At 59.6% G+C, this 26,383-nt stretch carries 27 protein-coding genes and 2 pseudogenes; 8 read left to right on the forward strand and 21 right to left on the reverse strand.

Going from position 1 to position 26,383, the window contains the following annotated elements; translation table 11 throughout:
* Positions 1-3: 3 nt before the first annotated feature.
* From R6X40_RS30445 to R6X40_RS30485, 9 genes are all read right to left on the reverse strand, one after another.
* Positions 4-918 (reverse strand): ABC transporter permease subunit, encoded by a 915-nt coding sequence (locus tag R6X40_RS30445; protein WP_318418812.1) that lies wholly within the window; start codon positions 916-918, stop codon positions 4-6.
* 1 nt (position 919) lies between these two features.
* Entirely contained in the window at positions 920-1,702 is a 783-nt protein-coding gene (locus R6X40_RS30450; RefSeq protein WP_318418814.1) for an ABC transporter ATP-binding protein, read from the reverse strand.
* Positions 1,703-1,769: 67 nt separating this feature from the next.
* On the reverse strand, positions 1,770-2,747 hold the full coding sequence (locus R6X40_RS30455; protein WP_318418816.1) for an ABC transporter substrate-binding protein: 978 nt from the start codon (positions 2,745-2,747) through the stop codon (positions 1,770-1,772).
* Positions 2,748-2,977: 230 nt separating this feature from the next.
* A complete protein-coding gene (locus R6X40_RS30460; RefSeq protein WP_318418818.1) occupies positions 2,978-3,679 on the reverse strand; it encodes an ABC transporter ATP-binding protein in 702 nt (233 codons plus the stop codon).
* Entirely contained in the window at positions 3,673-4,428 is a 756-nt protein-coding gene (locus R6X40_RS30465) for an ABC transporter ATP-binding protein (protein WP_318418820.1), read from the reverse strand. Before R6X40_RS30465 ends, R6X40_RS30460 begins: the two co-directional genes overlap by 7 nt.
* On the reverse strand, positions 4,425-5,423 hold the full coding sequence (locus R6X40_RS30470) for a branched-chain amino acid ABC transporter permease (protein ID WP_318418822.1): 999 nt from the start codon (positions 5,421-5,423) through the stop codon (positions 4,425-4,427). The genes R6X40_RS30465 and R6X40_RS30470 overlap by 4 nt, the downstream gene beginning before the upstream one ends.
* Before the next feature lie 2 nt (positions 5,424-5,425).
* Positions 5,426-6,340, reverse strand: coding sequence for a branched-chain amino acid ABC transporter permease (locus R6X40_RS30475; protein ID WP_318418823.1), 915 nt, complete (start codon positions 6,338-6,340; stop codon positions 5,426-5,428).
* 73 nt (positions 6,341-6,413) lie between these two features.
* Positions 6,414-7,577 carry an ABC transporter substrate-binding protein gene (locus R6X40_RS30480; RefSeq protein WP_318418825.1) on the reverse strand — a complete coding sequence of 388 codons (1,164 nt, stop codon included), beginning with the start codon at positions 7,575-7,577 and terminating at the stop codon, positions 6,414-6,416.
* 72 nt (positions 7,578-7,649) lie between these two features.
* Positions 7,650-8,195, reverse strand: a complete 546-nt coding sequence (locus tag R6X40_RS30485; protein ID WP_318418827.1) for a 3-hydroxyanthranilate 3,4-dioxygenase — start codon at positions 8,193-8,195, stop codon at positions 7,650-7,652.
* 115 nt (positions 8,196-8,310) lie between these two features.
* Here R6X40_RS30485 and R6X40_RS30490 point away from each other — a divergent pair, with 115 nt between their 5' ends.
* Complete coding sequence (locus R6X40_RS30490; protein ID WP_318418829.1) at positions 8,311-9,222, forward strand: LysR family transcriptional regulator; 912 nt, start codon at positions 8,311-8,313, stop codon at positions 9,220-9,222.
* 19 nt (positions 9,223-9,241) lie between these two features.
* On the opposite strand, the gene R6X40_RS30495 is transcribed toward R6X40_RS30490, so the two are convergent.
* The 3 genes from R6X40_RS30495 to R6X40_RS30505 form a co-directional block, all read right to left on the reverse strand.
* Positions 9,242-10,126, reverse strand: a complete 885-nt coding sequence (locus R6X40_RS30495) for an alpha/beta hydrolase (protein ID WP_318418831.1) — start codon at positions 10,124-10,126, stop codon at positions 9,242-9,244.
* 27 nt (positions 10,127-10,153) lie between these two features.
* Complete coding sequence (locus R6X40_RS30500; RefSeq protein ID WP_318418833.1) at positions 10,154-10,942, reverse strand: alpha/beta hydrolase; 789 nt, start codon at positions 10,940-10,942, stop codon at positions 10,154-10,156.
* Positions 10,943-11,003: 61 nt separating this feature from the next.
* On the reverse strand, positions 11,004-12,158 hold the full coding sequence (locus tag R6X40_RS30505; RefSeq protein ID WP_318418835.1) for an NAD(P)/FAD-dependent oxidoreductase: 1,155 nt from the start codon (positions 12,156-12,158) through the stop codon (positions 11,004-11,006).
* Positions 12,159-12,602: 444 nt separating this feature from the next.
* Here R6X40_RS30505 and R6X40_RS30510 point away from each other — a divergent pair, with 444 nt between their 5' ends.
* Together R6X40_RS30510 and R6X40_RS30515 are read left to right on the forward strand one after the other, a co-directional pair.
* The gene (locus tag R6X40_RS30510) at positions 12,603-13,790 is read left to right on the forward strand and encodes an ABC transporter substrate-binding protein (protein ID WP_318418837.1); all 1,188 of its coding nucleotides are present in this window, start codon (positions 12,603-12,605) and stop codon (positions 13,788-13,790) included.
* A 397-nt stretch (positions 13,791-14,187) separates the two neighbouring features.
* Complete coding sequence (locus R6X40_RS30515) at positions 14,188-15,129, forward strand: LysR family transcriptional regulator (RefSeq protein WP_318418839.1); 942 nt, start codon at positions 14,188-14,190, stop codon at positions 15,127-15,129.
* A gap of 92 nt (positions 15,130-15,221) precedes the next feature.
* On the opposite strand, the gene R6X40_RS30520 is transcribed toward R6X40_RS30515, so the two are convergent.
* Positions 15,222-15,527: a hypothetical protein gene (locus R6X40_RS30520; RefSeq protein ID WP_318418842.1), complete on the reverse strand. Its 306-nt coding sequence runs from the start codon at positions 15,525-15,527 to the stop codon at positions 15,222-15,224.
* Between the two features lie 800 nt (positions 15,528-16,327).
* Between R6X40_RS30520 and R6X40_RS30525 the strand changes: the two genes are divergently transcribed.
* Positions 16,328-16,585, forward strand: a complete 258-nt coding sequence (locus R6X40_RS30525; protein WP_318418843.1) for a hypothetical protein — start codon at positions 16,328-16,330, stop codon at positions 16,583-16,585.
* Positions 16,586-16,933: 348 nt separating this feature from the next.
* Here the strand turns inward: R6X40_RS30525 and R6X40_RS30530 are convergent, their stop codons facing one another.
* The 7 genes and pseudogenes from R6X40_RS30530 to R6X40_RS30560 all read right to left on the reverse strand — a co-directional run bounded on the left by R6X40_RS30530 (position 16,934) and on the right by R6X40_RS30560 (position 20,287).
* The gene (locus R6X40_RS30530) at positions 16,934-17,185 is read right to left on the reverse strand and encodes a hypothetical protein (RefSeq protein WP_318418845.1); all 252 of its coding nucleotides are present in this window, start codon (positions 17,183-17,185) and stop codon (positions 16,934-16,936) included.
* A gap of 424 nt (positions 17,186-17,609) precedes the next feature.
* A pseudogene (locus R6X40_RS31735) lies at positions 17,610-17,783 on the reverse strand (IS5/IS1182 family transposase); the annotation flags it as partial.
* A 42-nt stretch (positions 17,784-17,825) separates the two neighbouring features.
* Positions 17,826-18,227: a DUF1801 domain-containing protein gene (locus R6X40_RS30540; protein ID WP_318418846.1), complete on the reverse strand. Its 402-nt coding sequence runs from the start codon at positions 18,225-18,227 to the stop codon at positions 17,826-17,828.
* A 5-nt stretch (positions 18,228-18,232) separates the two neighbouring features.
* Positions 18,233-18,433 carry a hypothetical protein gene (locus tag R6X40_RS30545; protein ID WP_318418848.1) on the reverse strand — a complete coding sequence of 67 codons (201 nt, stop codon included), beginning with the start codon at positions 18,431-18,433 and terminating at the stop codon, positions 18,233-18,235.
* Positions 18,430-18,624 (reverse strand): hypothetical protein, encoded by a 195-nt coding sequence (locus tag R6X40_RS30550; RefSeq protein WP_318418850.1) that lies wholly within the window; start codon positions 18,622-18,624, stop codon positions 18,430-18,432. The genes R6X40_RS30545 and R6X40_RS30550 overlap by 4 nt, the downstream gene beginning before the upstream one ends.
* Before the next feature lie 38 nt (positions 18,625-18,662).
* Positions 18,663-19,031 (reverse strand): hypothetical protein, encoded by a 369-nt coding sequence (locus R6X40_RS30555; RefSeq protein WP_318418851.1) that lies wholly within the window; start codon positions 19,029-19,031, stop codon positions 18,663-18,665.
* Positions 19,028-20,287: an ISAzo13 family transposase gene (locus R6X40_RS30560; RefSeq protein ID WP_318418853.1), complete on the reverse strand. Its 1,260-nt coding sequence runs from the start codon at positions 20,285-20,287 to the stop codon at positions 19,028-19,030. The genes R6X40_RS30555 and R6X40_RS30560 overlap by 4 nt, the downstream gene beginning before the upstream one ends.
* A gap of 204 nt (positions 20,288-20,491) precedes the next feature.
* Here R6X40_RS30560 and R6X40_RS30565 point away from each other — a divergent pair, with 204 nt between their 5' ends.
* Positions 20,492-21,115, forward strand: coding sequence for a PadR family transcriptional regulator (locus R6X40_RS30565; protein WP_318418855.1), 624 nt, complete (start codon positions 20,492-20,494; stop codon positions 21,113-21,115).
* 130 nt (positions 21,116-21,245) lie between these two features.
* Here R6X40_RS30565 and R6X40_RS30570 read toward each other — a convergent pair whose 3' ends face one another.
* On the reverse strand, positions 21,246-23,069 hold the full coding sequence (locus R6X40_RS30570; protein WP_318418857.1) for a methyl-accepting chemotaxis protein: 1,824 nt from the start codon (positions 23,067-23,069) through the stop codon (positions 21,246-21,248).
* A gap of 373 nt (positions 23,070-23,442) precedes the next feature.
* Here R6X40_RS30570 and R6X40_RS30575 point away from each other — a divergent pair.
* The 3 genes and pseudogenes from R6X40_RS30575 to istB all read left to right on the forward strand — a co-directional run.
* Positions 23,443-23,886: pseudogene (locus tag R6X40_RS30575) on the forward strand (IS110 family transposase); the annotation flags it as partial.
* A gap of 149 nt (positions 23,887-24,035) precedes the next feature.
* The gene (gene istA / locus R6X40_RS30580) at positions 24,036-25,520 is read left to right on the forward strand and encodes an IS21 family transposase (RefSeq protein ID WP_318418858.1); all 1,485 of its coding nucleotides are present in this window, start codon (positions 24,036-24,038) and stop codon (positions 25,518-25,520) included.
* Positions 25,517-26,356 carry an IS21-like element helper ATPase IstB gene (gene istB / locus R6X40_RS30585; RefSeq protein ID WP_318418860.1) on the forward strand — a complete coding sequence of 280 codons (840 nt, stop codon included), beginning with the start codon at positions 25,517-25,519 and terminating at the stop codon, positions 26,354-26,356. The genes istA and istB overlap by 4 nt, the downstream gene beginning before the upstream one ends.
* Positions 26,357-26,383: the final 27 nt, after the last annotated feature.

A 26,383-nucleotide genomic window follows, 5' to 3' on the forward strand; every position in this document is an offset into this window, starting at 1 on the left:
GGCTCAACGTTCGCGGACCGTTTCGGCCGGCATGCGCCCGGACCGGCCTCGCCGGAGGTTGGGTATCGCCAGCATGGCCAGGACAAAGAGGCCGGTAGACAGCTTCAGATCCGGCGGCGGCATTCCCGCGGCCAGGCACAGCGAGACCAGCTGGTAGTAGACAATGGCACCGATGAAAGGGGCGAGCAATTGACGAACCAGCGTCTGCTTGCCGATGATCGCCTCACCGATCATCAAGGCTGCAAGTCCGTTGATGAGGACGCCGATGCCCATGCTTACGTCAGCGAAACCCTGGCTCTGCGTGATCAGCCCGCCGCCAAACCCCGCTGCCGCCCCGGCAAGCCCGACGCCGGCGATGGTGGCGGCCCAGACGTTGATGCCCTGTGCTTCGGCCATGTCGGCATTCGCTCCCACTGCGCGGAAAGCAGTCCCCTTCTCCGTGCGGAAAAAGGCGATCAGCAGGAAGAAGACCAGCAACACCAGCAGTCCCACCACGGCGATCTTTGCATAGTGACTGCCGGCCTCCGTAAACGGAACACCGTCAAACACGCTGCTCATGCCGTAGACCGACAGGTTCGAGCGCCCCATAATGCGCAGGTTGAGGCTGTAGAGCATCGTCATCATCAGGATACCCGCCAGCAGCGTATGAATGCGAAAGCGCAAGTGGATGAATGCAGTGCAGCAGCCGGCGGCAAAACCCGCTGCCGCCGCCGCAACCAGCGCAACCGGTGCGGGGACGCCAGCGGCAAGGCAGACTGCACAGACCGCGCCGCCGAGGGGAAACGCGCCTTCGCTGGTCAGGTCGGGAAAGCTGAGCATCCGGAAGGGAATCATGATCGCCAGGACCACGAAGCTGAGCATCAGGCTTTGTGCCAGTGTCACAGGGATCAGCGAAAGAAAGCTTTGCAAGATGTCCATGTCAGTGCGCTCCAAGCAGCATACGGTCGGTGGTCACCGAAAAGTGCCGGATCAGTTCCGGAACGGTGACGTTGCGCTTATCCTCGTGCGCAAGTTCCAGCCGCACCTGGCCTGCATCCATCATCACGAGCCTGTTGCCGTAATCGATGGCGTGCTGCATGTTGTGCGTCACCATGAGGGTGGTCAGGCCGAATGCCTCGACGGCGCGCACGGTAGCTAACATCACGTTATCCGCGGTGCGCGGATCAAGCGCTGCAGTATGTTCGTCGAGCAGCAACAGATCGGGCGAGTTGCCGACTGCCATGAGCAAGGACAACGATTGGCGTTGCCCGCCCGACAACAGCTCGACCCGTGTGTCCAGGCGGTTCTCCAGCCCCAGCTGCAGGATCGCCAACCGCTCCCGGTATTTCGCAAGCCTCCGCGCGTCCAGCCCGGCGCGCAGACGGCGCGGCTGCGCGCGCAGTTCCGCCAGGAGCAGGTTCTCCGCCACCGTCATTGAGGCCGCAGTGCCCTTCATGGGATCCTGAAACACCCGCGCCAGCCGGCGCGCCCGGCGATGCACCGGTTGGGCGGTCACGTCTTCGCCCCCGATCGTGATTCTTCCGGCATCGAGCTGCATCGCGCCCGAGATCGAGTTCAGAAGGCTGGATTTCCCGGCCCCGTTCGAGCCGATGACGACTGCGAAATCGCCTCGATCCAAGCACAGGTGCAGCCGGTTCAACGCGATCTTCTCGTCAGCGCGGCCGGCGTTGAAAGTCTTGAGCGCACCGCAGATGCCAAGCATGCTATTCTCCTTGGTCTATAGTCTCGCGGTGCTCCGCAAGCGGAGCGCCGCGGTGGCAATGCAGCTGTCAGTCGACGATGCAGCCGCAACCGGCAAGTGCTGGCGGCAGTTCCAGGCCGAAAGCGGCCAGTCCGCGACGCGAGATCAGCGGCTTGTGATCGGCAGGGCTAGCCTTGACAGGCGCAATTGTCTCCGGATCGGTACCGTTCACGATCTCAATTGCGATCTTGCCGGCGTTGTAGCCGACCTGTTCGTAGCTGACGGAGATCGACGCAGGCAGCACTCCCTCGATCACCGGCAGGTCATTCGAGTTGACCACCGGCGTCTTCGTCTGGCGTGCGGCGGACGCGACGGCGCTGGCCGCCGGCTGCAGCAGGTTCGACGTAGGCAGGTAGATGACATCGGCCTGCGAGGCGAGCGAGGTGATGCGCTGCGGGATGTCGTTGACCGCATCGACGCCGACGGACACGACAGTTAATCCTGCGTTTTCCCCGGCCTTCTTGGTGACCTCCAGAAGCGCAACATCATTTGCTTCGCCCGGATTGTAAGGAAGGCCGAGGCTCTTGGCCGTCGGGGCGAACTTGCGGACAAATTCCATCACGACGTCCATATCCATCCGGTCCGAAGCCCCGGTGAGGTTTGGCGCGCCCTTGTCCCATGAGGGTACCAGACCCGCAGAAACTGGATCGGTGACCACGCCGAAGACGATTGGGATGCCTGTGCCAGCAAGCGTCTGCCGGGCGATCTGCGTCACCGGCGTCGTCTGGGTATAGATCAGCGCGGGCTTTTCCGATGCGAGCTTGGTGATCATTTGCGGCACGAGTGACGAGTCGAAGTTTGTGTGGCTGGCGGAAAAGACGACCTTGTCGCCCTCCGTCATGCCGGCGTCACGGAATGCCCGCTTGAACCCTTCTATTGCCTGGTTCAGCGCAGGGTCTTCGCCGAAGTTGGCGATGCCGATGCGAACGGGTTCGGCCGATGCCGTCCCCGCAAAGCCGGCGCAGATTGTCAGGACGGCACCGAGCCCCTTGAAGCTTTTAGACATGTTTCCTCCCCTTGTGGATTTGCCTCCACGCGCAAGCCTCGCGCTTCAGTTGCATTCTCGCAAGTGAATAAAGCTGCATTAGGTATTGCCTGGGGGAATAGCTGAGGCCGAGAGGATTGGCCTCACGATAGAAGCCGGCTTTTCAAGGAACTTGGTCTCCGTCTTGTCGCAACACTTGACGAACTCCCCGGGCGGCCGAAAACGAGCGCCGGCCCAGTTCCGTTGCGCAATCAGATGCCGACGAGACGGTGCACCAGTTCCGCATCTCGCGTCATATCCTGGCCGGTTCCCGACCAGACCGTCCGTCCCTTCTCGACGATGTAGTGTCTTTCCGCCAACCGCTTGAGCACATGGAGGTTCTTGTCGATCAGCAGAATCGACTGGCCTTCCTTCTTGAGCGCCTCGATGCAGCCCCATATTTCCGCGCGGATGACAGGCGCCAATCCCTCGGTCGCCTCGTCCAGGATCAGCAGCTTCGGATTGGTCATCAGTGCCCGGCCGACCACCATCATCTGCTGTTCGCCACCCGATAGCGTGGCCGACGTCTGGTTGGCCCGCTCCTTCAAGCGGGGAAACAGCGCGTAGACACGCTCCAGCGTCCAGGGATCCTTGCGCATCAGCCTGTTGCCCGCCGTTGCGACCAGGTTTTCGCGCACAGTCAGCGTCGAGAAGATCTGGCGCCCTTCAGGGACGAGCCCGACGCCCAGGCGAGCGATGGTTTCCGGCTTCACGCCAGCCACGTTTCGTCCGGAAAAGGCAATTTCGCCGGCCAACGGCGGCAACAGCCCCATGATCGAGCGGATAGTGGTGGTTTTTCCCATGCCATTTCGGCCCAGCAAGGTCACCACTTCCCCCTCGCCGACGCTCAGCGAGATATCGAAGAGCACCTGACTTGACCCGTAGCCTGATTGCAGGTTGGCAACGCTCAGCACAGTTCGTCTCCCTCGCCCAGATATGCCTCACGGACGGCCCGATCATTGCGAATTTCCTCGACAGTGCCGCTGGCGATGACACGACCGTAGACGAGAACCGAAATCCGATCCGCCAGTGCGAAGACCGCCTCCATGTCGTGCTCGACCAGAAGCATGCTCACACGGCTGCGCATCACGCGCAACGTATCGACCATCTGCTGACTTTCGAGGTGACCGAGACCGGCCATCGGCTCGTCGAGTAGCAGCAGGCGCGGTCGGGTTGCAAGCGCAACCGCGAGCTCGAGCTGCTTTCGCTCGCCGTGCGAAATGTTGGTGACGAGCTCATCCGACCGCGACATCAAACCCACCACATCCAGGATCTCTCGCGCCTCGTCGCGAAGACTCGTCTCGTCGCGCACATTTCGCCAGAAGCGAAAGCTGTGGCCACTGCGCACCTGCACAGCGATGGCGACATTATCGAGCACGGTGAAATCGGGCAGTAGGCAGGTGATCTGAAACGTGCGGGCCAGGCCAAGCGAAACACGATCCGCCGTGACAAGATCGTCGATCGGGCGGCCAGCCAGATCGATCGAGCCCGAGGTCGGGCGCAATTCGCCCATTAGTTGTGCGATCAGCGTCGATTTTCCAGCGCCGTTCGGGCCGATCAGTGCATGGATTTCGCCTTCCTCGACGGTCAGGTTCACGTTATCGGTCGCAACCAGTCCGCTGAAATTCTTGACGAGCGAGCGGACGTTCAGAATTGTCGTCATGACTTCCTCGCAAACCGTTCGATCAATGCCTGCACGCCGCCTTGCGTGTAGAGGACCACCAACAGCAGGATGAGGCCGAGGCCAAGTTGCCAGTTCTCGGTCCATGACGACAGGATGGTCTCGAGCACGATGAACACGGCCGCGCCAAGGAACGGTCCGAACAGCGTACCAACGCCGCCGAGAATGACCATCACCATCAGTTCTCCCGACTTGGTCCAATGCAGCATGTCGGGGCTGGCAAAGCGCAGAAAGTTCGCCATCAGCGCGCCGGCAAGCCCGCAGCCCATGCCGGAGATGATGAAAGCGGCAAGTTTATAGGAGGCCACGGGCAAGCCGATTGCAGCCATCCTCTTCTCGCTCTGGCGGATTCCGGCAAGGACGTTGCCGAAGCGGGAATTCACAACCCGGGTAACCACGACGAAAAACAACACGGTAATCGCCAGGCACACATAATAGAAAGTTTGCTTGTCGCGCATGTTGAGCAGCGGGACTTCGTTGGCGCGGCGGATGATGAGACCGTCGTCACCGCCGTATGTCTTCAGCGAAACGAAGAGGAAGAACAGCATCTGTGCGAATGCCAGTGTGATCATTATGAACTGCACGCCGCCGGTGCGCAGCGAAAGGCCGCCGATGACCGCTGCGGCGATCCCGCTCACGACGATGGCCGCAGGCAGAGTGATCAGCAGCTGGTTTGTGCCGGGAATGAATCCGAAGAGCGGCTCGCCCAGCGAATAGTGCTGGTAGAGTATGCCGACCGTGTAGCCGCCGATCCCGAAGAAGGCCGCATGCCCGAAACTCACCATGCCGCCATAGCCGAGCACGAAGTTCAGGCTGGCCGCCGCGATGCCGTAGATGAGGACCCGGGTCGCCAGCGAGGTCGTGGCCGTGAGGCCAGTGACCTGCGCCACCAGCGGAAGCGCAATCAATGCCAAGATCACGATTGCCAGCAGAAGCGGGCGCTTGAATGTGTGTTGTGCAGACGCAATGGGAGCCATGTTCACGCGTTCGGTAGGAAAAGGCCCTTGGGCCGGATGAGAAGGACGATCGCCATGATCAGGTAGATGCCCATCGATGAGATGCCGGCGCCGAGCGCATCGGCTTCCGAGCCGGCCATCACCTGGCGAAGGAGCCCGGGCAAATAGGCTCTGAGCCCGGTATCGACGATTCCCAGCAGCAGGCTTGCGAAAAACGCGCCGCGGATCGAGCCGACCCCGCCGATGACGACCACGACGAATGTGGTGATGAGGATCTGCTCACCCATGCCGACCTGTACCGCCATGATCGGGCCGGCCATGAAGCCGGCAAGGCCCGCCAACAGTGCACCCAGCCCGAACACCAGCGTGTAAAGCAACCGGACATCGACACCGAGCGCCCGCACCATGTCGCGATTGGTCGATCCCGCCCGCACCAGCATGCCGATCCGGGTCCTGTTGATCAGCAGATAGAGCCCGGCGGCAACAAGAAGCCCGACGCCTATGATCGCCAGTCGATAGAGCGGATAGGCAAGTCCGGGGATCAGTTCGACCGATCCTTGCAGTATTTCCGGAACGGAAACAAAGAGCGGCTGGCGCCCGAAGAGAAGCGTGGTTGTCTGGTTGAATGTCAGTATCAGGCCGAAGGTGGCAAGCACCTGGTCGAGATGGTCGCGTCTATAGAGTCGCCGTATCACGACGAATTCGACGGCGATTCCCGCAAGCGCAGCCGCGATCATTGCCGAAATCACACCGAGCAGGAATGAACCGGATTGCGCCGCGACCCATGTGCCCGCATAGGCGCCGATCATGTAGAGCGAGCCGTGCGCCAGATTGATGACGCCCATGATCCCGAAAATCAGTGTCAGTCCGGCAGCAAGCAGAAACAGCATCACGCCGAATTGAACGCCGTTGAGCGTTTGTTCGAAAAAAAGCGTCATTGGTCCAGGTTCGATCGTGTAGGTGAGGCGCAGGTGTGGTCGGCATCATGCCGGCCGCGACAAGTTTTCCGGATCACATTCGGCAATCGGCGGCATAGGCGTCGCCATGGTCCTTGAAGACCTCGCCGATAGTCTTGATCTCGGGCTTTCCGCCAGCGCCCTCGACGACCTTCAACGCATACCAGTTCTGGATCGGATGCTGGTTCGGTCCGAAGGAGAACTTTCCGCGAACCGATTGAAAGTCCGCCTTGCGAAGCGCATCGCGGAAGGCATCGAGATCATCGACCTGGCCGCCTGTCGCCTTCAGCGCGGAGGCGTAGACCAGCGCCGCGTCGTAGCCTTGGCTGGCATAGTAGGTAATCGGGCGGTCGTAGGCTTTCTTCCAGGCCTCCACGAACGCCTTATTGGCGGGATTGTCGAAATCCGTATTCCAATGGCTGGAAACGTTCACCCCAAGCGCCGTCTTGCCGACCGCGTTGAGAATGACCCCGTCCATCGACGGTTCGGCCAGCACCATCGGAATTTCCTTCATCAGGCCCGCCTGCTCATACTGCCGCAGGAAGGTGATGCCAAGGCCGCCGGGATGGAACTGGAACACCACATCGGGCTTGGCGGCCCGGACCTGAGCGAGCTCGGCGGCGAAATCGGTCTGGTCCAGACGCGTGTAGATCTCGCCGACGACTTCACCCTTGAAGTAGCGCTTGAAGCCGGAAATGGCGTCCTTGCCCGCTTGGTAGTTCGGGGCGAGCACGAACGCCTTCTTGTAACCGAGATTGGTGGCGTTCTGTCCGGCGCTTTCATGCAGGCTGTCGTTCTGCCACGATACGACGAAATAGTTCTTGCTGCATTCCTTGCCGGCGAGATTGGAGGGCGCCGCGTTCGGGCTGACATAGATGGCGTCATTATCGACGATGTCGGGAACCGTTGCGCCGGCAACATTGGAGAAGACGATGCCGGTGAACAGCTTCACCCCTTCCTCGCCGAGGAAGCGTTCGGCGATCTGCTTTCCCTGGCCGGGCTTCAGTCCGTCGTCCTCGATCAGGAGCTCGACCGGGACGCCGCCAAGCTTGCCGCCTTCCATGTCGATCGCCAGCTTAAAGCCGTCCCGTATGTCCTGTCCGAGATAACCCGCCGGACCGGAAAGCGTGGTTATCATGCCGATCTTGACGGCATCATCGGCGGCAGCGGAGCTGGCGATCAGGGTGGCGACGGCCGTTGCAAGCAGAAAGGACTTCATGTTCAGACCTCAAGACAGTGTTCATCTAAAAGCGCCATACCGCGACACGCGTGAGAGGCGGACGGGTAGCGATCAGAGCGTAACCCAGCCTTCCGGCGGCGCCTTGCCCGGATGGATGCTGCCGCATTTCGGGCAGGTGCGAGCCTTTTCGTCAGCGTAAAAGGCCTGGTATATGGGCGGCAGGTCGCGAACGATGCTCTTTAGCGAAACCTCGACCCGCTTGACCAGTTCGTGACACTCAAAGCAGTACCACTCGAAGGCATCATGCTGGTCCGGCTGGCGCTTCGGCTCGACGACCAGGCCGATCGAACCCTCCTGCGGACGCTGCGGGGAGTGACGGACATGTGCCGGCAGCAAAAAGATTTCGCCTTCGCGGATCGGCACGTCATAGAAATTGCCGTTGTCCACAACCTTGAGCATCATGTCGCCCTTGAGCTGGTAGAAAAACTCCTCGACGGGATCGTCGTGATAGTCGGTCCGTTTGTTCGGACCACCGACGACGGTCACCATCATGTCCGCATCCTCCCAGATCTGCTGGTTGCCGACCGGCGGCTTGAGCAGGTGGTGGTGTTCGTCGATCCATTTCGAAAAGCTGAATGCAGATAAGCGCCGGGTCATATAAATTCCTCTCCTAGCTTTCTTCTTTTTTGCCAGAGAACACAGTTTGCATATATAAGGCAATCTCAATTATTTGTATCAACTCATCGTATTTAACGATAAATGAGGCCCGGGAATGAAGATCACCATCAAGCAGATCGAGTGCTTCCTGACCATCGCCGAGCTTGGCAGCTTCTCGCGTGCTTCCAAGCGGTTGAATACGGCCCAACCCGCACTATCGCAGGCAATCAAGGATCTCGAGGCGGAACTCGGCATACGCCTGTTTGATCGTACGACACGGAGCGTGGAACTCACCGAGGCGGGCCGCGAATTCGAGCCATCCGCGGCCAAGGCGCTGGAAGACCTCCAGCTCGCTGTGGACGGTGTGCATGAACTGGCCGAACGGAGACGCGGCCGGGTGCGCGTCGCGGCGCCGCCGCTGCTGGCAGCCGTTGTGCTTCCGCCAGCGATCGCCGAGTTTCGCGTGCAGTTTCCAGGAATTTCGATTCAGATTGCCGATGTCGGGACCGAGCAGATCATCGACAGGGTCCGAAGGGGCAAGGCGGATTGCGGCATCGGCACTTTCGCCGCATCCGAGGAAGGCATCGAACGCGTGCCACTGGTGAAGGACAGTCTGATGCTGTTCTGCGATCATACAAACCCGCTGAACGGCATGACGTCGGTCAACTGGAGCGAGTGTGCCGAGCATCCGCTCATCACGCTGACGCGTGACAGCGGCATACGGCGCTTGATCGATGTCGGGTTCGAGACCTGCGAGATCCCGTTGAAGCCGGCCTATGAGGTTGGGCACGTGACGACAGCGATCGCGCTGGTCGAGGCTGGGCTGGGCGTTGCCATTCTCCCGGCTTACGCGCTGGCCGCCGCGCGTTACCGGAAGGTCAGCGGCCGTCCCCTAGTCAACCCCAGCATCTCGCGCGAAATCGTGATGATCCATGCGGCGGGTAGGTCGATCTCGCCTGCAGTCCACTCCTTCACCCATGTGGTCCGCCGCTGCGTCGAGCAACTGACGCCACAGGGGGGGAGCTGAGGGTGGAACGCGTGGAGTGTCAGTTGCCGCGGCCGATGAGCTTCAAGAGGGCCCGCGTCAGGGCGCTGTCCTCAACGGCAAGGTCCAGCAGCACGTCGAAGTGGTTGCGGCCAGCGACTTCCAGGAGTGTGCTCGGAAAACCCGCCTCCCTCCACAGCCGGTCAAACTCCGTGGACTGCCGCCGGAAGCCGGCCGGCTCGCCGTCGGCATAGGCAAGCACGATCGGGCAGCCGGCAGCTGGGATATTCGCCGCGGGACTCAACGGCGCGACATGCGCTGGAGGGAGGCGCAACCATTCTTGCACGAAGGATTGGGCGATCGGCGCGAGATGGAACAGGCCGCTGATTGGCATCGCGCCTTTCACAACATCCTCCGGGACACCTAACGCGACATGCCAGCCGCCCGTAATCACGCTTCCTGTCAGGTGCCCGCCGGCGGAACTGCCGCCGACGTAAATTCGTTGGGGATCCAGACCATGGCAGGCCCCGTTGCGCCAGATGAACGCGATCGCTGCCCGGATTTCTCTGACGATCTCGTCCAGTCCCACTGCCGGCGCCAAGCGGTAGTCCAGCACGGCGGTCGCGATACCGTGGCGGCCCAGCGTCCCTGCCATGAACGCAGAGCCCGCTTTCGACAGCGCCCGCCAATAACCGCCATGAATGAAGATGAATACCGGTCGCAACGTGTCAGGCGCTGTACCGTAGATGTCCAGCGCCTGCCCGCTTGCCTCGTCGTAGACAATATCTGCCGCCGTGAGCCATTCTGCGCGTATCTCGTCGGACCGCCTCCGGTAACGGCCCATCTCCGCTTCGAACACCTCGGGCGTCACCGAGGCGCGCGCGTTGTAGTCTCGGTCGATGACGTCCTTCGGCCACAGGCCTTCCTCTGCCAGCGTGCTCATCATTCAGCCTCCTGCGCGCGATGTTGCCGGCTATTTGAGGAATGTGCGGATCGTTTCGGCAACGACGAGCGGCTGCTCGAGTGTCGGGAAATGCGTCTTGCCCGGCAGCTTGCACGGCTGGTACCAGGGATGCCCGGCCGCGAAATCGACCTGGGCCTGGGCGTATTCCGGCTCGAAGGGCTGGGAATAGATATGGGTGATCGGCCGGTGTTCCTGCAACGCTTCCATTCGCTGCATCGGATTGCCCCATTTGCGATAGGCCCTGGCGATTTCGCGACCGGAGCGCGCCCACATATCGAAGCTGTAACCCGCCATCTCGTTGTTGACATGGTTGACGATGTCTTCGTTGTCGGTGTCGCCGATCCAGTAATTGAAGAAGTCACCGCGGCCGTTTTCCCAGTTGGTACGATCCTGGATGTGCTCGATCATCGCGAAGAAGGCCTCGTTCGGCGTCGTCTGGATCCAATCGATGACGACGGAACGCGGCACGCGCACCTTGCCGAGGCGGTCCGTCACTTCGATGTTCGCCCAGCCCCCATGGGATGTCGAGACCGGCACCAGGGTTTCGATTTTCATGAGATCGAGGAAGTTGACGATGTCGTCGGCCTGCTCGCTGGTGGTGAAATTTCCATCATGCGCACGGTGCTCGCCGTGGCCGCGCCAATCGAGCCTGATGACCCGGTGCGTCCTGGCTAACTCCGGCGCTAATGTCCTGAACAGACGATGATCCTGGCACCAGCCCGACAGCAGGAGCAGTACCGGTCCCGCGCCGGCATCGTCATAGGAAAGAGTGTTGTTGCCGATCTGGACGGATTTCATGGATGCTCCGGATATCTGGGTAAGGAATCGCGGCGCCATCGCCGCGAAGATTGGCTGGGAATCAAACGTCGAGGTTCGCCGCGGTCGGGATGTGACGGGCGGTCCGCATGCGCTCCGCACCGATCTCGCGGCTCTTGCCGGTGATTTTCAGCACTTGCGACCGAATATCGTCGGGCCAGAAGTTCATGTCGCCGAGGCGTTCAGCCGTATCCTGGGTGTGCTCGGTCATCGGCCGCTCGCGCGCCTCCCAATCGACCAGGGCCGAAGCGACGTCCTCGGCGCCGGTCACGGCATCGGCCAAGCCAAGCCCGTTCATAAGCGCACAGCCGCCGCCCTGCCCGAGATATGGAGGCATGGCATGCGCCGCGTCACCGAGGATCGCGACCCGCCCCTTGCTCCAGCGCTTGAGCTTGACGACCTCGAAGGCATCCCACCGGCCGGCATCGCCGAAGCGCGCGACGAGGTTCGCAAGATGCGGAAAGGATTCGGTCCAGAGCGCGCGGTCGGACGGCACCTTGAGCCCTGCCGTATCGTCCGCGCTGCAGCAGAGCGCGACGTAGAGATCCGTGGCACTCGCTGGCGTGTAGAGGATGCGGCGCGTGCCGGTGAAATACTCTATGTAGCGGTTCGTATCGCTGGCGGGCACATCGCCTACGGCCCGCGGAATGAGCATGCGTATTGCCCCGTAGCCGAGATGCTTGCGGTACATGAGGAGGTCGAGCGAGTCGCGAACGGCAGAATTGATGCCATCGGCGGCCACCACGAGATCCGCCTTGCGCACGGTGCCATCCGCGAGGAACAGCTCACCCTCTGGTGTTGCACCTGTCGCTGCCGAGTTCGTGAGGATTTCCACCTTGTTCTGACGGGCGACATCTACCAGCGTGTTGATTAACGTTTCCCTGAGGATTGTGATAAGGCGAGCATCCGCGGGACCGTTGATGGGAATTTCCTCCATCGTCGTGTTATTGTGGTCACGCGTGTGGAACTGCGGACCGACATGCGCGCCAGCGGTCGCCTGCTCGTACGCGCCGAGCGCCTTGAGCACCCGCAGCCCATTGCTCCATATATAGATGCCGGCGCCGAACGTTCTCAACGTCGACGCGCGTTCGTGCACCGTTACCGACCATCCACGTTTGGCCAGCGCAATCGCTGTGGCCAGACCGCCAATCCCCGCACCGGCAATTTCGGCGTGGCGGACAGCTTCAGTCTTCTGCATGCGTCATACTCCTCCGGGTGCGTGGATCGATCGTGTCACACGACCGCCTTGATGCGCAGCCTGTGGGCCCTCGCATATCCAGGAGACCTTTTACCAGCACCACTTTCAGGAAAACTGAATTCTATGAAATCTTCTATGAGGGTTTGGAATATCAGGGGCAACTTCACAAACTGCCTTGCGCCGGCGGTTGGTATTCGGACCGGTAATAGTTGATTGACCAGTTTTCCATTTACCGGTGCCGGAATTGGGCAAATCCTCACAGCAGGACAGCACTGTGGAGGATGCAGTTCGCCGCGCCACCTGCGGAACGCGGCCAATCCTGGCACGGCGCCGAAGGGGAGCGATCGCGTATCTTCCATGCCTGCGGTCTATTTCGATTGGATTCACGGCACCGCTCAGGTGACAGGCACCGGTCCGGATACCAGCAATGAGGGGGAATGATGCATGAAATTCAATAGAAAACTGGCGGCGACGAGCCTGATGCTGACGTTGTTCGGCACCGCCGCCCATGCGGAGGGTCCGCTCAAGATCGGCATGATCACCACCTTGTCCGGCCCGGCTGGCTATCTCGGCCAGGACATCAGGGATGGCTTCCAGCTTGCGATCGACACCAAGGATGGAAAGCTCGGCGGCAAGGCTGTGGAACTCGTCGTCGAGGACGATGCACTCAAGCCCGGCAACGCCAAGCAGATCGCCGACAGGATGCTGTCCGATCAGGGCATCAAGCTGTTCACCGGCATGGTTTTCGCCAATGTCGCATTCGCGGCTGTCCCCGATATCCTCGACAACGATGCGATCTATGTCAGCGCCAACACGGCATCCGCGACTTTCGCGGGCAAGGAATGCCACCCGAACTATTTCGTCAGTTCATGGCAGGACGACAGCCAAGGCGAAAGCGCGGGCGCGCTCGCCCAGTCGCTCGGCTACAAGAAGGCCTTCCTGATCGCGCCGAACTACCAGGCCGGCAAGGAAACGATGGAAGCGTTCAAGCGCTTCTACAAGGGGGAGATTGTCGGCGAAACCTATACGAGTCTTGACCAGACTGACTTTGCCCCCGAGATGGCGCAGATCCGCAATGTCAAGCCCGACGTGGTCTATGAATTCGAGCCGGGCGGCCTCGGCATCGCTTTCATGCGGCAGTACAAGCAATCGGGTCTGCTTAAGGAAATCCCGATGGTCGTTCACCCGGCCTCGCTCGACCAGGTGATCATTCAGGCCGTCGGCGACGCCGCTGCCGGCGTCAAGGTGACCAGCCACTGGAACGACGACTTCGACAATCCGGTGAACAAGGCATTCGTCGCGGCCTGGCGCGCCAAGTATGGCGATCGTCCGATCACTTACTATGCCGCCCAGGGTTATGATGCCGCGCTGCTGATCGGCACGGGCCTCGAGAAGAGCCCGGCCGGGGTCGAGGACCTTGCAGTGTTCAGGAATGCGCTTGTCACCTCCGAGATCGCGTCAGTTCGCGGCGCCTTCCGCTTCGGCCCGAACCAGCATCCGGTGCAGGATTGGTACGCCTTGAAGGCCGAAAAGGGCGCCGACGGGAAATGGGCGCTGAAGTCTGATGGAAAAGTACTCACAGCGCATGGCGACCCCTATGCCGGGAATTGCATTATGCCTGCCCTGAAGTAGGCTGGCCGGCCCGGAATGTTGATCCCCTTGCGATTGACGTTCGGCCGTCGAGGAGCTGTCGCACACGGCGCGGCCAACCTTTCAAAGGTTGGCCGCGGTCGTTTTCGGCGTGAAGACCCTGTTTCCCATCGGTACTCGTGGTCCGGTTGGAACCACACGTCAGGTCTTTTTTCTAGTGGGATTATCGAATTGGCATTTGAGCGCAGAGCTCGCTGCAAGCGGGAGCCAAATGTCAAGTTCATGCCAGTAGCAACGACCGGATCCGGTGTAAGAACCATGCCGTTTGAACTTTGGTGTCCCCGACCGTCGGAACGACGACATGGGCATTGGATTGCCCGCTTGCCATGCGTTCCCGGCGCGGCTTATACCTCCGGCACCATAGTTTAGGGGGCAAGGGATGAAATCGGCCGCGCAGATTGCAAGTCGCCTGACACTACGGCATCTACGCCTGGTGGCGGCGGTATGTCGTGAAGGCAGCCTGGTGCGTGCGTCCCAAAGCTTGAACATGTCGCAGTCCGCCGTCACCAAGGCACTTCAGGAGATCGAGGCCCTGACCGGCCTTTCGATGTTCGAACGCACCAACCGGGGCGTGGTCCCTACGATGTTCGGCGAAGCGCTGGCAGCTCATTCCCGGTTGATCCTGTCGCAGCTGGATCGCGTCGCCAACGAACTGAGCGACCTGCACGAGGGCAACGGAGGGCGCGTGGCGATCGGCGGGCTGTTGGCCGCCTCGGCCGGCTTGCTACCCCAGACTATTGCGCAGCTCTCCCTGGATCGGCCGGGCATGCTGTTCCGCATCGTCGAGGCCACCAACGACGTGCTGATGTCAGGCCTGATGGCAGGAGAACTGGACCTGGTCATCGGCCGCCTGCCCGAAGTCCGGGAGCGTGCTGATATCGTGCAGCAAGTCCTGATAGATGATTTTGGGCAGGTGGTTGCAGGCGCAGATCATCCGCTGGCCGATCGAGGCCAGGTGACACTCAGCGACACGCTGCAGTTCCCCTGGATACTTCCTCATCCGCAGACGACATTGCGCCGACAGTTCGAGAAGGCATTCCTTGATGAACGGCTTGCTCCGCCGTTGCCGCGCGTCGAGGCCATATCGCTGTTGACCACGCGTGGACTGCTGGCGGCGACACAGCACTTGGCAGTGTGGCCGACACAGATCGCCCGCATGGAGGCAATGTCGGGTAGTATCGTTATCTTGCCCGTTGAACTGCCCACGACGCGCCACCCGATCGGAATAACCACGCGCCGTGACGATGTCCTGACGCCGGCCACCAGGGTATTCGTCAGTTATCTGGAACAAACCGCGCAGCGGATGCTGACCTCGAAATGAAAGAAGCGTTTCGCGGCTGCTCTACTGCGCTGTCGAGCCTGACATCGTACGTGTCTCACAGGGCATTCCCTCAGGCAATGCCCCGCCTGTCGTCAAGGGCAGATGATCATCATCGAAACCTTCGACGGCGTCAGCGGACCCTTGCGGTATTGGAATACGTCATGAAAGAGCCACACTGCTTCATCGTCTACGCATCGCCCCGTTCGTCCGCCAGACCACGCCGATCCCGCGAAAGTGCGCGTCATCGCGCCCATCGGCGCTTCCCGATAGGATGCCGCGTCAATCATCCCGTCTATCGACACCAGAATTCGTGCTGCTTTCCCCTGCGCTTCCACCACCCGTGCATTCACGCCACTGTGCGGTGCCCTTTCCTTGGATTGGCGCCATTCAATACCCATAGAACCCCAGTTGCGCCCGCGGCTTAGCCCAACACGTTTTTAGCGCACCGTCGCTGTCGGCCTCCGCGCGCTCCTCAACGTCTTTATCGTCTCTGGCGAGAGGCCAACTTAGCCCTGCTATCGCAGCCCGCTTCAAGTTGTCCTGCACGGTGCTGCGAGCAATGCTAAGCAACCTCGCGGCGACTTGTTCCGCTCCCGCAAGCCTCAGCATTTGTCGTATGTGTCGCATGGTCAGCTTTCTTTTTGCAGGCATTAAATTCCCCTCGTGAATATCGAGGAGCACACGCCAGGGTTGCTTACCCAGGAGAACTTGAGTGCCGAAAACTGGCCGGTTAATGATCGGAATGGCGCCCGGCTGCAGAGCGGAATTCGCAGGTCGGGTAAGGAGGTACGCTCGCCGAATTTCAGCACGAATGAATTTAGACCTCGCCTGAAACGGCAGGGGGCTGTGCTGGCCAGCGTGGCGGCGTCGACAGGCAGTCAAGAACGTCGCAAACCTGCAGGGCTAATTGGTCCAAGTGGCCCGCGCGGTTTCTTTCTGAAAATTTTGACCCCTTCAAGCCGGTGACAGCGGGGGCCGTGACCACTGCGGACCTATTGCCGAACCCAGCGTCTGTAGCCGGACGTGACTCCAAAACGTTCAGTGTTTTTAGGCAAATCGTCTCCTTGGAACGATATCGTGAGTACGATAGTCTCATAATTACTGCATCCGCGCAAAATCTGCGGGAACATCCTTCCTTTCTGTAAGTTAATAGCGCGTGATCCGCCGCAATCCTGTGGCCGGTCCGGAGGAGACAAACATGCTGAAATTTACGTTAGCCGCCGCTCTGCTTGGCACCGTTCTTTCTGGTGCCGCGATCGCTCAGGACGCGACGATGAAATGCGATGAGGCCTCCATGACAAAACTGGAGACCGACACCAACGCCATGACCGACGCGGCCAAGAAGGAAACGGCGATGAAGGAAATGGCTATGGCCAAGGAAGCGATGGCTGCCAAGGACATGGAAAAGTGCACGACGCACATGAACAATGCCATGCTAGGCAAGTCTTCGATGTGATGCGATGAATGGAGGCGGTCGCCGCCTCCATTCCTTACCGCAAGTGCGGAGCGGGCAATGCTCGGGGGATGCAAAAAAGAGTATTCGATGGGGTGCCTAACAGAGCGCGGGGGAATGATAAACCCTCGCTTCTGTGTTTTAGAAGATCCGGCAGATGGGTCCGCTCGACGGTGCGACGTTCTACATTCGCACCGAATTGGAGCCAGCGCTTATGCCACTGAGCGCTGGCTTTTTTCAGTGTCCTTACGCGTACATTTGGTAACGGTAGCCAGCCTGCGGGACGAGGGTACGCAAAATCGATCCCAAGTAGGGAGTGTCAACGGCACACCTCCTTTCAACAGTTTGGTCTTAAGCACCATCACCCGGCCCATAATCCACTTTCGTCCAGATCAGCGACCATTCGTCACTATCGCCTTCATTATGGGTGTAATGGCCATGTCCGGGGATCTTATCACGCCAGGGGTCTATCGTGAGCCAATGGGGAGGGGCGGTCCCAGGGAGTTTTAGCATCTGAAGAATATCGTACAGCTCGGGAAGCGTGGTGACCTTCTCGATATCCTGCCGACCATGCGCCTTTATCGTCCAAGCGTAGTGTGTCATCGCGCAGTTTCCTGGGTGCCATTGGCCAGGTCAGGATAACCCGTACCAGAATATGGAACGCCGCCTTTCCACGAAGGTTCCGATAAACTTCAGTCGGACGGTGTAGTGAGACCTTTGGCGCTATGCTTCCGACTTCCCTTTGAGGTAATGCCGGGGTACCTGAGGCGCGCGCATCTGTCCGTCGTCGCTTTTCAGATGTGCGACCAGTTAATGGCTAGGCGGTAGTGACGATTTAAGGAATTGGAATCGAACGAAGCCGCTTGCGCGGCATTTGGAGCGCGAGATTTGCATGATTGCTGCTGTTTTGTCGATACCTTGACGCTTGCTCTGTTGATCGGAGGAGCAATTGGTCTCCTTCTCGGCGCAGCTGTTAGAGAAGTGCCACCGCGACGCCCGTAATCGTCAGATCCGAGTATTTCGGCTAACCGCCCCGCGATGTCCGCCTCGGCGCCACCCACAAACAAAGCGCTTCATCACTCACCCACACGGTCAAATCACCACGTTGACGCCGGCTTTCATTATACCGCGCCCAATTCGTCACCTGAAATTTCTGCTTGGCTATCTTCTCCCGCCGGTCGGCATTCAACTTGTGCGGCATCGTCGAAATCCGGATCCGGAGACTGAAAACTATCGCTCAATATCAGTCGGTGGATGATCCACGCAACAACGCCAATCGGCCTGGGCGTGTGGCATTGGAGTAAGCATAAGCCAGCGCGATATAGTCCCTAACGCGTTTGACCTCGATATCGCCGACCGAGACCAGCTTGAGGTGGCGGCGTCCCTTGCCTTTTCCTTCGAGCAGGTGATGTGGATCGGGCAGGCTTGCGCCGTCGCTAAATTCCAGGGTGACGTGATTGGTGTAGGAGAATACGCCGCAGAAGCCCTTGCCGCCGGCAAACAGGATGCCGCCATATTTGATCTCCTCGGCAACCGAAGGGCCGGCGTCGAGCGCGATCTGCCGGAGCACCTCGACCAGATGATAGCGGAGTTCGTCATTGCGGCGCAGTGAGGTCAACCAGTCGCTAGCGGATTGTGTGGCCACGAACTTCAGTCCTTGAAGAATGGCTTGAACTCGGCACTGGGCTCACGGTCCGAGTAGACGTAGAGCATGAGGCCATTAGGGTCCAGAACGCCTAAACCACGATCGCCCCAGGGATGATCCTCGATCAGAAGGGTCGGCGTCAGTCCCGAGGCGAGGATTGCAGCATGCTCTTGATCTACGTCCTCGACATGGAAATTATAGGTCATGCCTTGGGGATTGCATTTTCCTGACCGCCCTGCGGCTCCATGAACTGGAGCGACGCGGATTTTCCAATGGTCAGATTGATGTACCAGCCGCAGTCGAAAACGACGCGGGCGCCGAAATGCTGCACGTAGAAGCTCCGCGAGGCGTCGATCTCGTCAGTGGTGATGCAGGTAGACAGGGCATGCAGGAGCATGATCTTCCTCCAATTAGTCTTAAGGGTCCGGTGCGAAACTACCGCTCCGTTTTTTCAAGCGGCCATCGGTCGTTGTGGCTTGCCTGCTGTTTGAGCTTCTTGATGCGATGGCGCTGATAAGCGTCGATTTGTCTGAACAGCGATACTTTTCGTTCGAAGATTAAATGCGTGATGGAGACCAGGTGCGGCGTTTTGGTATCAGGCCCGCCGATGTCCAAAGCGCACACAATTCCCCCTTCTTCACCCATGTAGAAGACACTCACCACGTTGCATCTCGCTGGAATAGCCACGTCGGGAGAGCGCTTGGACAGTGTCTGGATCAGTGATGTGGAGAGCCTGGTTTCGATGGGAAGGGATGCTTCCAACGCATCGACAAGGCGGTCGGTCTTGTCAGGGTCGTCGATCATCCGTCAACCTCGCGGCTGGCCGCGGGTCTATTGGCCTCGTCGGGTACGGTGAGCATCGGTGCGATCGTGTAGTTCCACTCACCATGGAAATCGTCGCGGCTGAGATTGATGGCATCCATTTCTGCGTCACAGACCTTGATGGCTTTGGGATATTCATTCTCGTCGAGGCAGCACCGCACCTCAAGCCCGGTCGTCGTGGTCGTCGATCTGATGAACTGGCAGATGACCTCGCGGCTGATCAAGGGCTTGCCACGCCAGTTCTGCGTGATGAAGGCAAACAACCGAAGTTCGATGCGATTCCATTTGCTGGTGCCGGGCGGGTGATGGGCGACCGTAACCGAAAGTCCGGTCTCGTTCACGAAGGCCTGCAGTTCGCGTTTCCACAAGCGAACACGAAAGCCATTGCTGCCCCCACAATCGGCGGTGATGAGCAGGCTGGCTGCGTCCGGATACCGGCTCTTGCCCAAGGTGAGCCACCAGCGTCGAATGCTTTCCACCGCGAAGGCCGCGGTATCGTGATCGGTGCCGAGATTGACCAAGCCGGCGTTGGCCGCAATGTCATAGACGCCATAGGGAGCGACCTTGCCGAGTGCGGGGATCTCGAAGTCATGAACGCGTACGGGTTCCGGATCGCCTTTGGGCCGCAGCTCACGGCCACCATTCTTGAAATCGCCAACCAGTTCCTTCTTTTTAGTATCGACAGAGACGGCCGGTTGGTTGCCATCCCGGAACTGTCTGATCTTCGCGTTGATGTGTTCAAACTGCATGTCACGGTCAGGATGGGCCGCACCCTCCCGCGTTTTCTTGTTGGCATGAAGGCTGAAGCCGAGTTGCCGCAGTAACCGGCCGACCAATTTCCGGCTCGCAGTGAAGCCACGCTCAACCAGAGCGCGCACAAGATGACGCTGGCTTCGGCTGACCCACAACAGGACCGCCTCGGGATCCCCACGGATCGCCGACTGCACCAGTTCCTTGAGCGCCGCCAAAAGCCCAGGCTCCGTCTCGGCCTTCGGCTTGCGACCGCCTCCCGGTCGGCGAATGCGTCCCGTCGAACGGGCATCCGCGCTTCGCAATTCCGCAAGACCGCGTCCGATCGTGCTGCGCGCGACCCCTGTCGCCGCGCTCACCGCACTCACACCGCCCCATCCCGCCGCCTGGGCCTCCGTCGCCGCAAACAAGCGTCGGGCGCGCTCGTCCAAATAGGGCGAAAGCGTTTCATATCGCCCCTTGATCGCGGCAACGTTTGATTGCGGCAATGTCTATCTTCCGGCTTTGAGCAACTTCATCGAGAATGACTGAATCAGATCATATCGAGCCCGTCTAGCCCTCAGGCATGTTCTCGACATCCGATTAACCGGAAAGGCCCAGCCTCATATTCCGATTCGATTGTTTCGCGCCGAACCCATAAGACTAATTGCACGCTTTGCCGTTGTCAACGGGCGATGATATTGGAATTGATCATGAAAAAAGGTCGCGGACGTTCACAGACCCTGACAACACCGGATCTGGTCGTGCTGTCGCTACTGTGCGAACGCGCCATGCACGGCTACGAACTGGTCAAGGAATACCATCGGCAGGAAGTGGGCGACTGGGCGGCGGTGTCACGGCCGCATGTCTATTACGCGCTGAAAAAGCTGGCCGACGCCGAGCTTATCACAGCCCAGGGGGCGGACGAAAAGGCCAACCGGATGGTCTATGTCCTAACCGCGGCCGGCCGCACAGCGCTGGCCGACGCGCTCGCAGCGACGACGTGGGCAACCGAAAGGCCGCCATCGCCATTTCTTACCTGGCTTGGGCTTTCTATTGACGCGCGGCCGGTGGAAGCCCGGGCGGTGATTGCCGCACGCCGGGTATTCCTGGTGCAGCAGATTGCCAAGGAGACGGTGACGCTCAAGGCCATCGAGGCGGACGACGGCATGCGGTCCGAGGTCGCGGCGCACATGGTACGACTGACGATTGCCCAGTTTGAGCTGGAGTTGGGACTGCTCGGGGGGATCGAGCAGAGCCTTGCACGGGCGGAAGGGGCCGAAACATCCAAGCCGCGAACACCGGTCTCTATTCAGCTCGAACGCTTCGGAGAGTAGTCGGCTTGCAAGGAACATAGCGAATACCAAGCTCACCTACTCCTGGGGCAAAAGGGGGCCCGCGAAGCTCAAACATGGCCAAACGGTGACCATCCAGACCTGACAGCACCCTTTGAACCGCTGCTATTATTTAAGCAGCGCGGCGTGAGCCTTGCGATGCAGCATTGGCGGAACCGTTGCCGGGTGCAAGAACGAACTTTGATATCAACTGGCGAAGGCGGCTCGCTTCGTTGGCAAGCGTGGCGCTCGCAGCACTGGTTTCCTCCACCATCGCAGCGTTCTGCTGGGTCACCTGGTCCATCTGGTTGACCGCGGTATTGACCTCGGCAAGACCAAGTGACTGTTCGCGGGCTGAGGTGGCGATCGAGTCCATATGCTTGTTGATCGTCACTATATAGGTCTCGATGGTCTTCAAGGCCTCGCCGGTTTCGCGCACCAGCTTGACGCCGCCTGCGACCTCGATGCTGGAATTGCGGATCAGTTCCTTGATTTCCTTGGCGGCTTTGGCAGAACGTTGCGCCAGTTCGCGAACCTCCTGCGCGACCACGGCGAAACCCTTTCCGGCGTCACCGGCACGGGCCGCCTCGACGCCGGCGTTCAGCGCCAGAAGATTGGTCTGGAAAGCGATTTCATCGATCACGCCAATGATATTGGAGATCTGGCTGGCGGATTCCTCGATGCGGCCCATGGCATCGACGGCGTTCGCAACCACGGCGCCCGACTGGGCGGCGCTGGCATTGGCCTGCATCGCCACGGTCCGCGCCTCGTCCGCACGCTTCGACGAGTTGGAAACGTTCACCGTGATCTGGTCGAGCGCTGCCGCCGTCTCTTCGAGCGATGCCGCTTGTGTTTCGGTGCGACGCGACAGATCGTCAGCGCCAGCGCTGATCTCCCGGGTCCCGTCATTGATCAAACCGGACGACTGGTCAACAGCGGAAAGGGTTCCACCGAGCTGGTTGATCGCGGCGTTCAAGTCATGACGAAGCTGTTCGAAGTCGGCGGAAAAGGGTTCCGTCAGCAGGAACGAAAGGTCTCCCGCAGCCAGACGCTGCAGCCCGCCCGCAAGCCCGGATGTCGCCTGCCGCAGGCGCGCCTGGGCAGCGTCTTCCGCCTCCTGAATGACGCGCATGCGATCGGCCTCGGTCCGCTCGCGTTGCTCGACAGCTTCGTTTTCAAGCAGTTTGTTGGCCAGCGCCGCCTGCCGGAAAACTTCGACGGCACCGGCCATTTCGCCAATTTCATCCTTGCGGCCGGCATAAGGAACCGAGATCGTTGTGTCACCGGATGCAAGGTGACCCATCGCCTGCTGCATACGTTTGAGGGGGGTCGTCACACCGCCGATCACCATCGACACCGCAAATCCGACGACGGCGATCGAGACCGCGGCGATAACGCTCATCCACATGGCAATATCGGATCTCAAGGTGTTGGCGGCTGTGAATTCTTCCTGGGCTACCCGGAGCTGCAGAGAGACCAGATCGCTGATGGGCTTGGCGAGTGGATCGATCGTCGGATAGAGCTGATTGACAACAAACGTTTCGAGCGAAGCCTGATCCTTTCGCGCCGTGATGTCGACAAGGGTATTGATCGCTGCCTGAGAATTGCTACGCTGGAGCGTGAAGCCGTCAACCAGTTTTTGTTCTTCATCCGTCATAGTGGTTGCAGCATAGGTCGACCAGGAACGTTCGATGGACTCCAGTGCGACGCGCAGGGCTTTCTCGCCCTCCACCCAATCGACGGCACCGCTCCTGATCTTATGCGCCGTATCAACAATATTGACGGCGTACATGTCGGCGACGATTTTCAGATGGGCCATCGGCTCGACCCGATCGACGACGATCGTGCGGGTTCGCTCGGAGATCGAGCGGAGCGCGAGGAACGCAGTCACGCTGGTGACCAACAACAAAACCGCCAGCAGGCCGATACTGGAAATGAGCTTGAGCTTGATTGACACGTTGAACCCCGTCTGGCTAAAAACCTCTACGGTGCAATATCCCTATTGGAAAATTACTATATTATTAAATTCGTACCTAATAATATATGCTTTTCCACAACCCAGCCCGAATTGTCGCCGCGTTTCAACCATGACGTTTTCGGTTTCACCGGGTACACCCTCTGGGGCGTAAATCCGCCTAACCTCCGGCTCACAACCGTAAAGGGAGGATAGAACCCCAGTGTCAAACGGGATCATAACTGCCATCGCGCTAGATGCCGTAACGTGCCGGCGCTTCCGAGATTGTAGCCAGATTGGTGGCTGTCCCTCAGAATGACGATGTTGAAACGGGGTCCGAACGGGTCGGCCCCAAAACATCAAGCGAGGAACAGCCATGGAGTACTTTGCCGGAATTGATGTTTCTTTGGAAGCAAGCAGTGTGTGTTTGGTGGATTCGGCAGGCAAGATCATCCGCGAGATGAAGGTCGCGAGCGAGCCGGATGCACTCATCGAACATTTTGCATCGCTGGGGTTTGGTTTGAAGCGGATCGGCCTGGAAGCAGGCCCATAGTCTCAATGGTTGTATGAAGGTCTGACGAAAGCTGGCTTTGATGTTGTTCTGCTGGAAACCCGTCACGTGAAGGCCGCGCTGTCGGCGATGATTATCAAGACGGACAGGAAAGATGCGCGTGGCATCGCGCAGCTGTTGCGGATGGGATGGTATCGCTCAGTGCATTCGAAGTCTCCCGGCTCGCAGGATGTTCGTGCGCTTCTGTGCGTAGCGACAATCAGGATGAGAAAGCGCGTCAATCAAGATGAGAATCTGTCAGCCCTGCTGGAACGCAGGGAGGGCGTAGCCCGACCGGAGTTCCAGCAGGGCTGACGGCGAGATTTTTCAGCTCGTCTGTGTATCGCGGCCGGCCCAGTATCGAGGTGTATTCCTGAGAGGAGCACCGAGTGCCGGGTCGCCATGTAAACGATCATCAGATGAGGCTTTTCATGAAGTTGCGTCAGACACATTCTATTGCGGTTGCGGCCGCCAAATCCTCCATCAGCAGTGCCACCGCCTACCGGATTGACAGCGATAACCGGCTTCCTTCTCAAAAGAAGTTGCCCCGCGAGCGGCGGCGTCCCGATCCACTCGTCAACATATTTGACGCTGAAGTTGTGCCGATCCTTCAATCGTCGCCGGGCATTCGATCTGTGGCGCTTTATGACGAGATGCTGCGACGTCATCCAGAACTTGGAATGGGAATTCGTCGGACTTTGGAAAGGCGCATCAGTGCATGGCGTGCCATGCTCGGTCAGGATCAGGAGGTGATCTTCCGGCAGATCCATGAACCGGGTAAACTGGGACAGTCGGACTTCACCGATATGGACAGCATTGGCATTCGCGTCGCGGGCGTACCCCTCGATCATCTACTTTATCATTTTCGCCTCGTCTGGTCTGGGTTCGAACATGCCCATGTTATCCTTGGCGGAGAAAGCTTCGTGGCCCTTGCCGAAGGTTTGCAGAATGCTCTTTGGTCCGTCGGTGGGACACCGTTGAACCATCGAACGGATAGCCTTTCGGCGGCTTTCCGCAATCTCGACAAGGACGCAAAACAGGATTTGACGCAGCGCTACGAACAGCTCTGCGCTCACTACCTGATGACGCCGACACGCAACAACAAGGGTATTGCTCACGAGAACGGCTCGATCGAGAGCTCTCATGGCCATCTGAAGAGCGCTGTCAAAGACGCGCTTTTGATGCGCGGTTCAAATGACTTCGACGACCTCGACGCCTATCGCAGCTTCATCGACGAGATTGTCAGCCGCCGCAACGCCTTGAAGGGCAAGCGGACCGATGTGGAACGGGCTCATCTGCAACGGCTGCCGGAAAGACGGACGACCGATTTTGAGGAGATTGTCCTGCGTGTCTCGCGCACCGGCGGCTTTACTCTGCGCAAGGTCTTCTACACTGTTCCTTCCCGACTGATCGGTCATACGCTGCGCATTCGTCTCTTCGACGATCGCCTCGATTTGTTCGTCGGCGGCACGCCTTTGATGACACTGACCAGAGGCAGAGCTCAGCCAAGTGGCAAACATAGTCAGATCGTCGACTATCGGCATGTCATTCATTCGCTGCGACGCAAACCCATGGCGCTGATGGGTCTGGTTTATCGCGATCAGCTCTTCCCGCGGCAAGCATACCGGCAGACCTTCGAGCGCCTGATCGAGCGCATGCCTGAGAAACAGGCTTGCAAGCTGGTGGTCGAATTGCTGGCGCTTGCGCATGATCGCGGTTGCGAAGCAGAACTCGCCGACCAGCTTCAGATCGGTCTGGATGCGGGAACGCTGCCGAACATGAAGCGCCTGAACGCACTGTTCGCTCCCGATCCGGCCGCAATACCAGGTGTCGTTGTCCAGCTGGCTCCTCTTTCCAGCTACGAAGTTCTGATTGCGCCCAACGCGATGGGAGATGCAGCATGAAGAATAGCAGCTCAGTCGACGCCGCACGCCTTTCCCTGCTGCTCAATGAACTCCGTCTGCCGGCGATCAAGGTTCTGTGGCCGCAATTTGCTGAACAAGCCGACAAGGAAGGTTGGCCGGCTGCGCGCTTCCTTTCGGCCATTGCCGAACACGAGCTCTCGGAACGGGACCGCCGCAGGATCGAGCGCCATCTTGCCGACGCTAGACTGCCACCTGGAAAGACCATCGACAGCTTCGATTTCGACGTCGTTCCAATGATCTCCAAAGCCCAGGTCATGGCAATCACCGCTGGCGACGCATGGATCGCAAAAGGGGCCAATATTTTGATGTTCGGCCCGCCAGGCGGCGGCAAAAGCCATCTCGCTGCGGCGATCGGGCTGGCACTGATCGAGAATGGCTGGCGTGTCCTCTTCACGCGCACGACGGAGCTCGTTCAAAAGCTGCAGGTCGCTCGCCGCGAACTCCAACTGGAATCCGCGATCAACAAGCTCGAAAGATTCGATCTGCTGATCCTCGATGATCTTGCTTACGTCACCAAGGATCAGGCCGAAACGAGCGTTCTGTTTGAGCTGATCTCAGCAAGATACGAGCGCAAGTCCATGCTGATAACGGCAAACCAGCCCTTTGGAGAATGGAATCGGATCTTTCCGGACCCAGCCATGACGCTCGCCGCCGTCGACCGGCTTGTCCATCACGCAACCATCTTCGAAATGAACGTAGAAAGCTACCGGCGTCGCTCTGCTATGGAGGCAAAACGCCAGCGCGGAAGGCCCGCTTCCTACGCGACAATCAACTCGGCAAACAAGTCTGTCGCGGAGCGTCAATCAGACCAATGAATGACGCTTGCGAGCGTCCATCAAACA

The sequence above is a fragment of the Rhizobium sp. PL01 genome (assembly GCF_033447125.1).
GTDB lineage: Bacteria > Pseudomonadota > Alphaproteobacteria > Rhizobiales > Rhizobiaceae > Pararhizobium.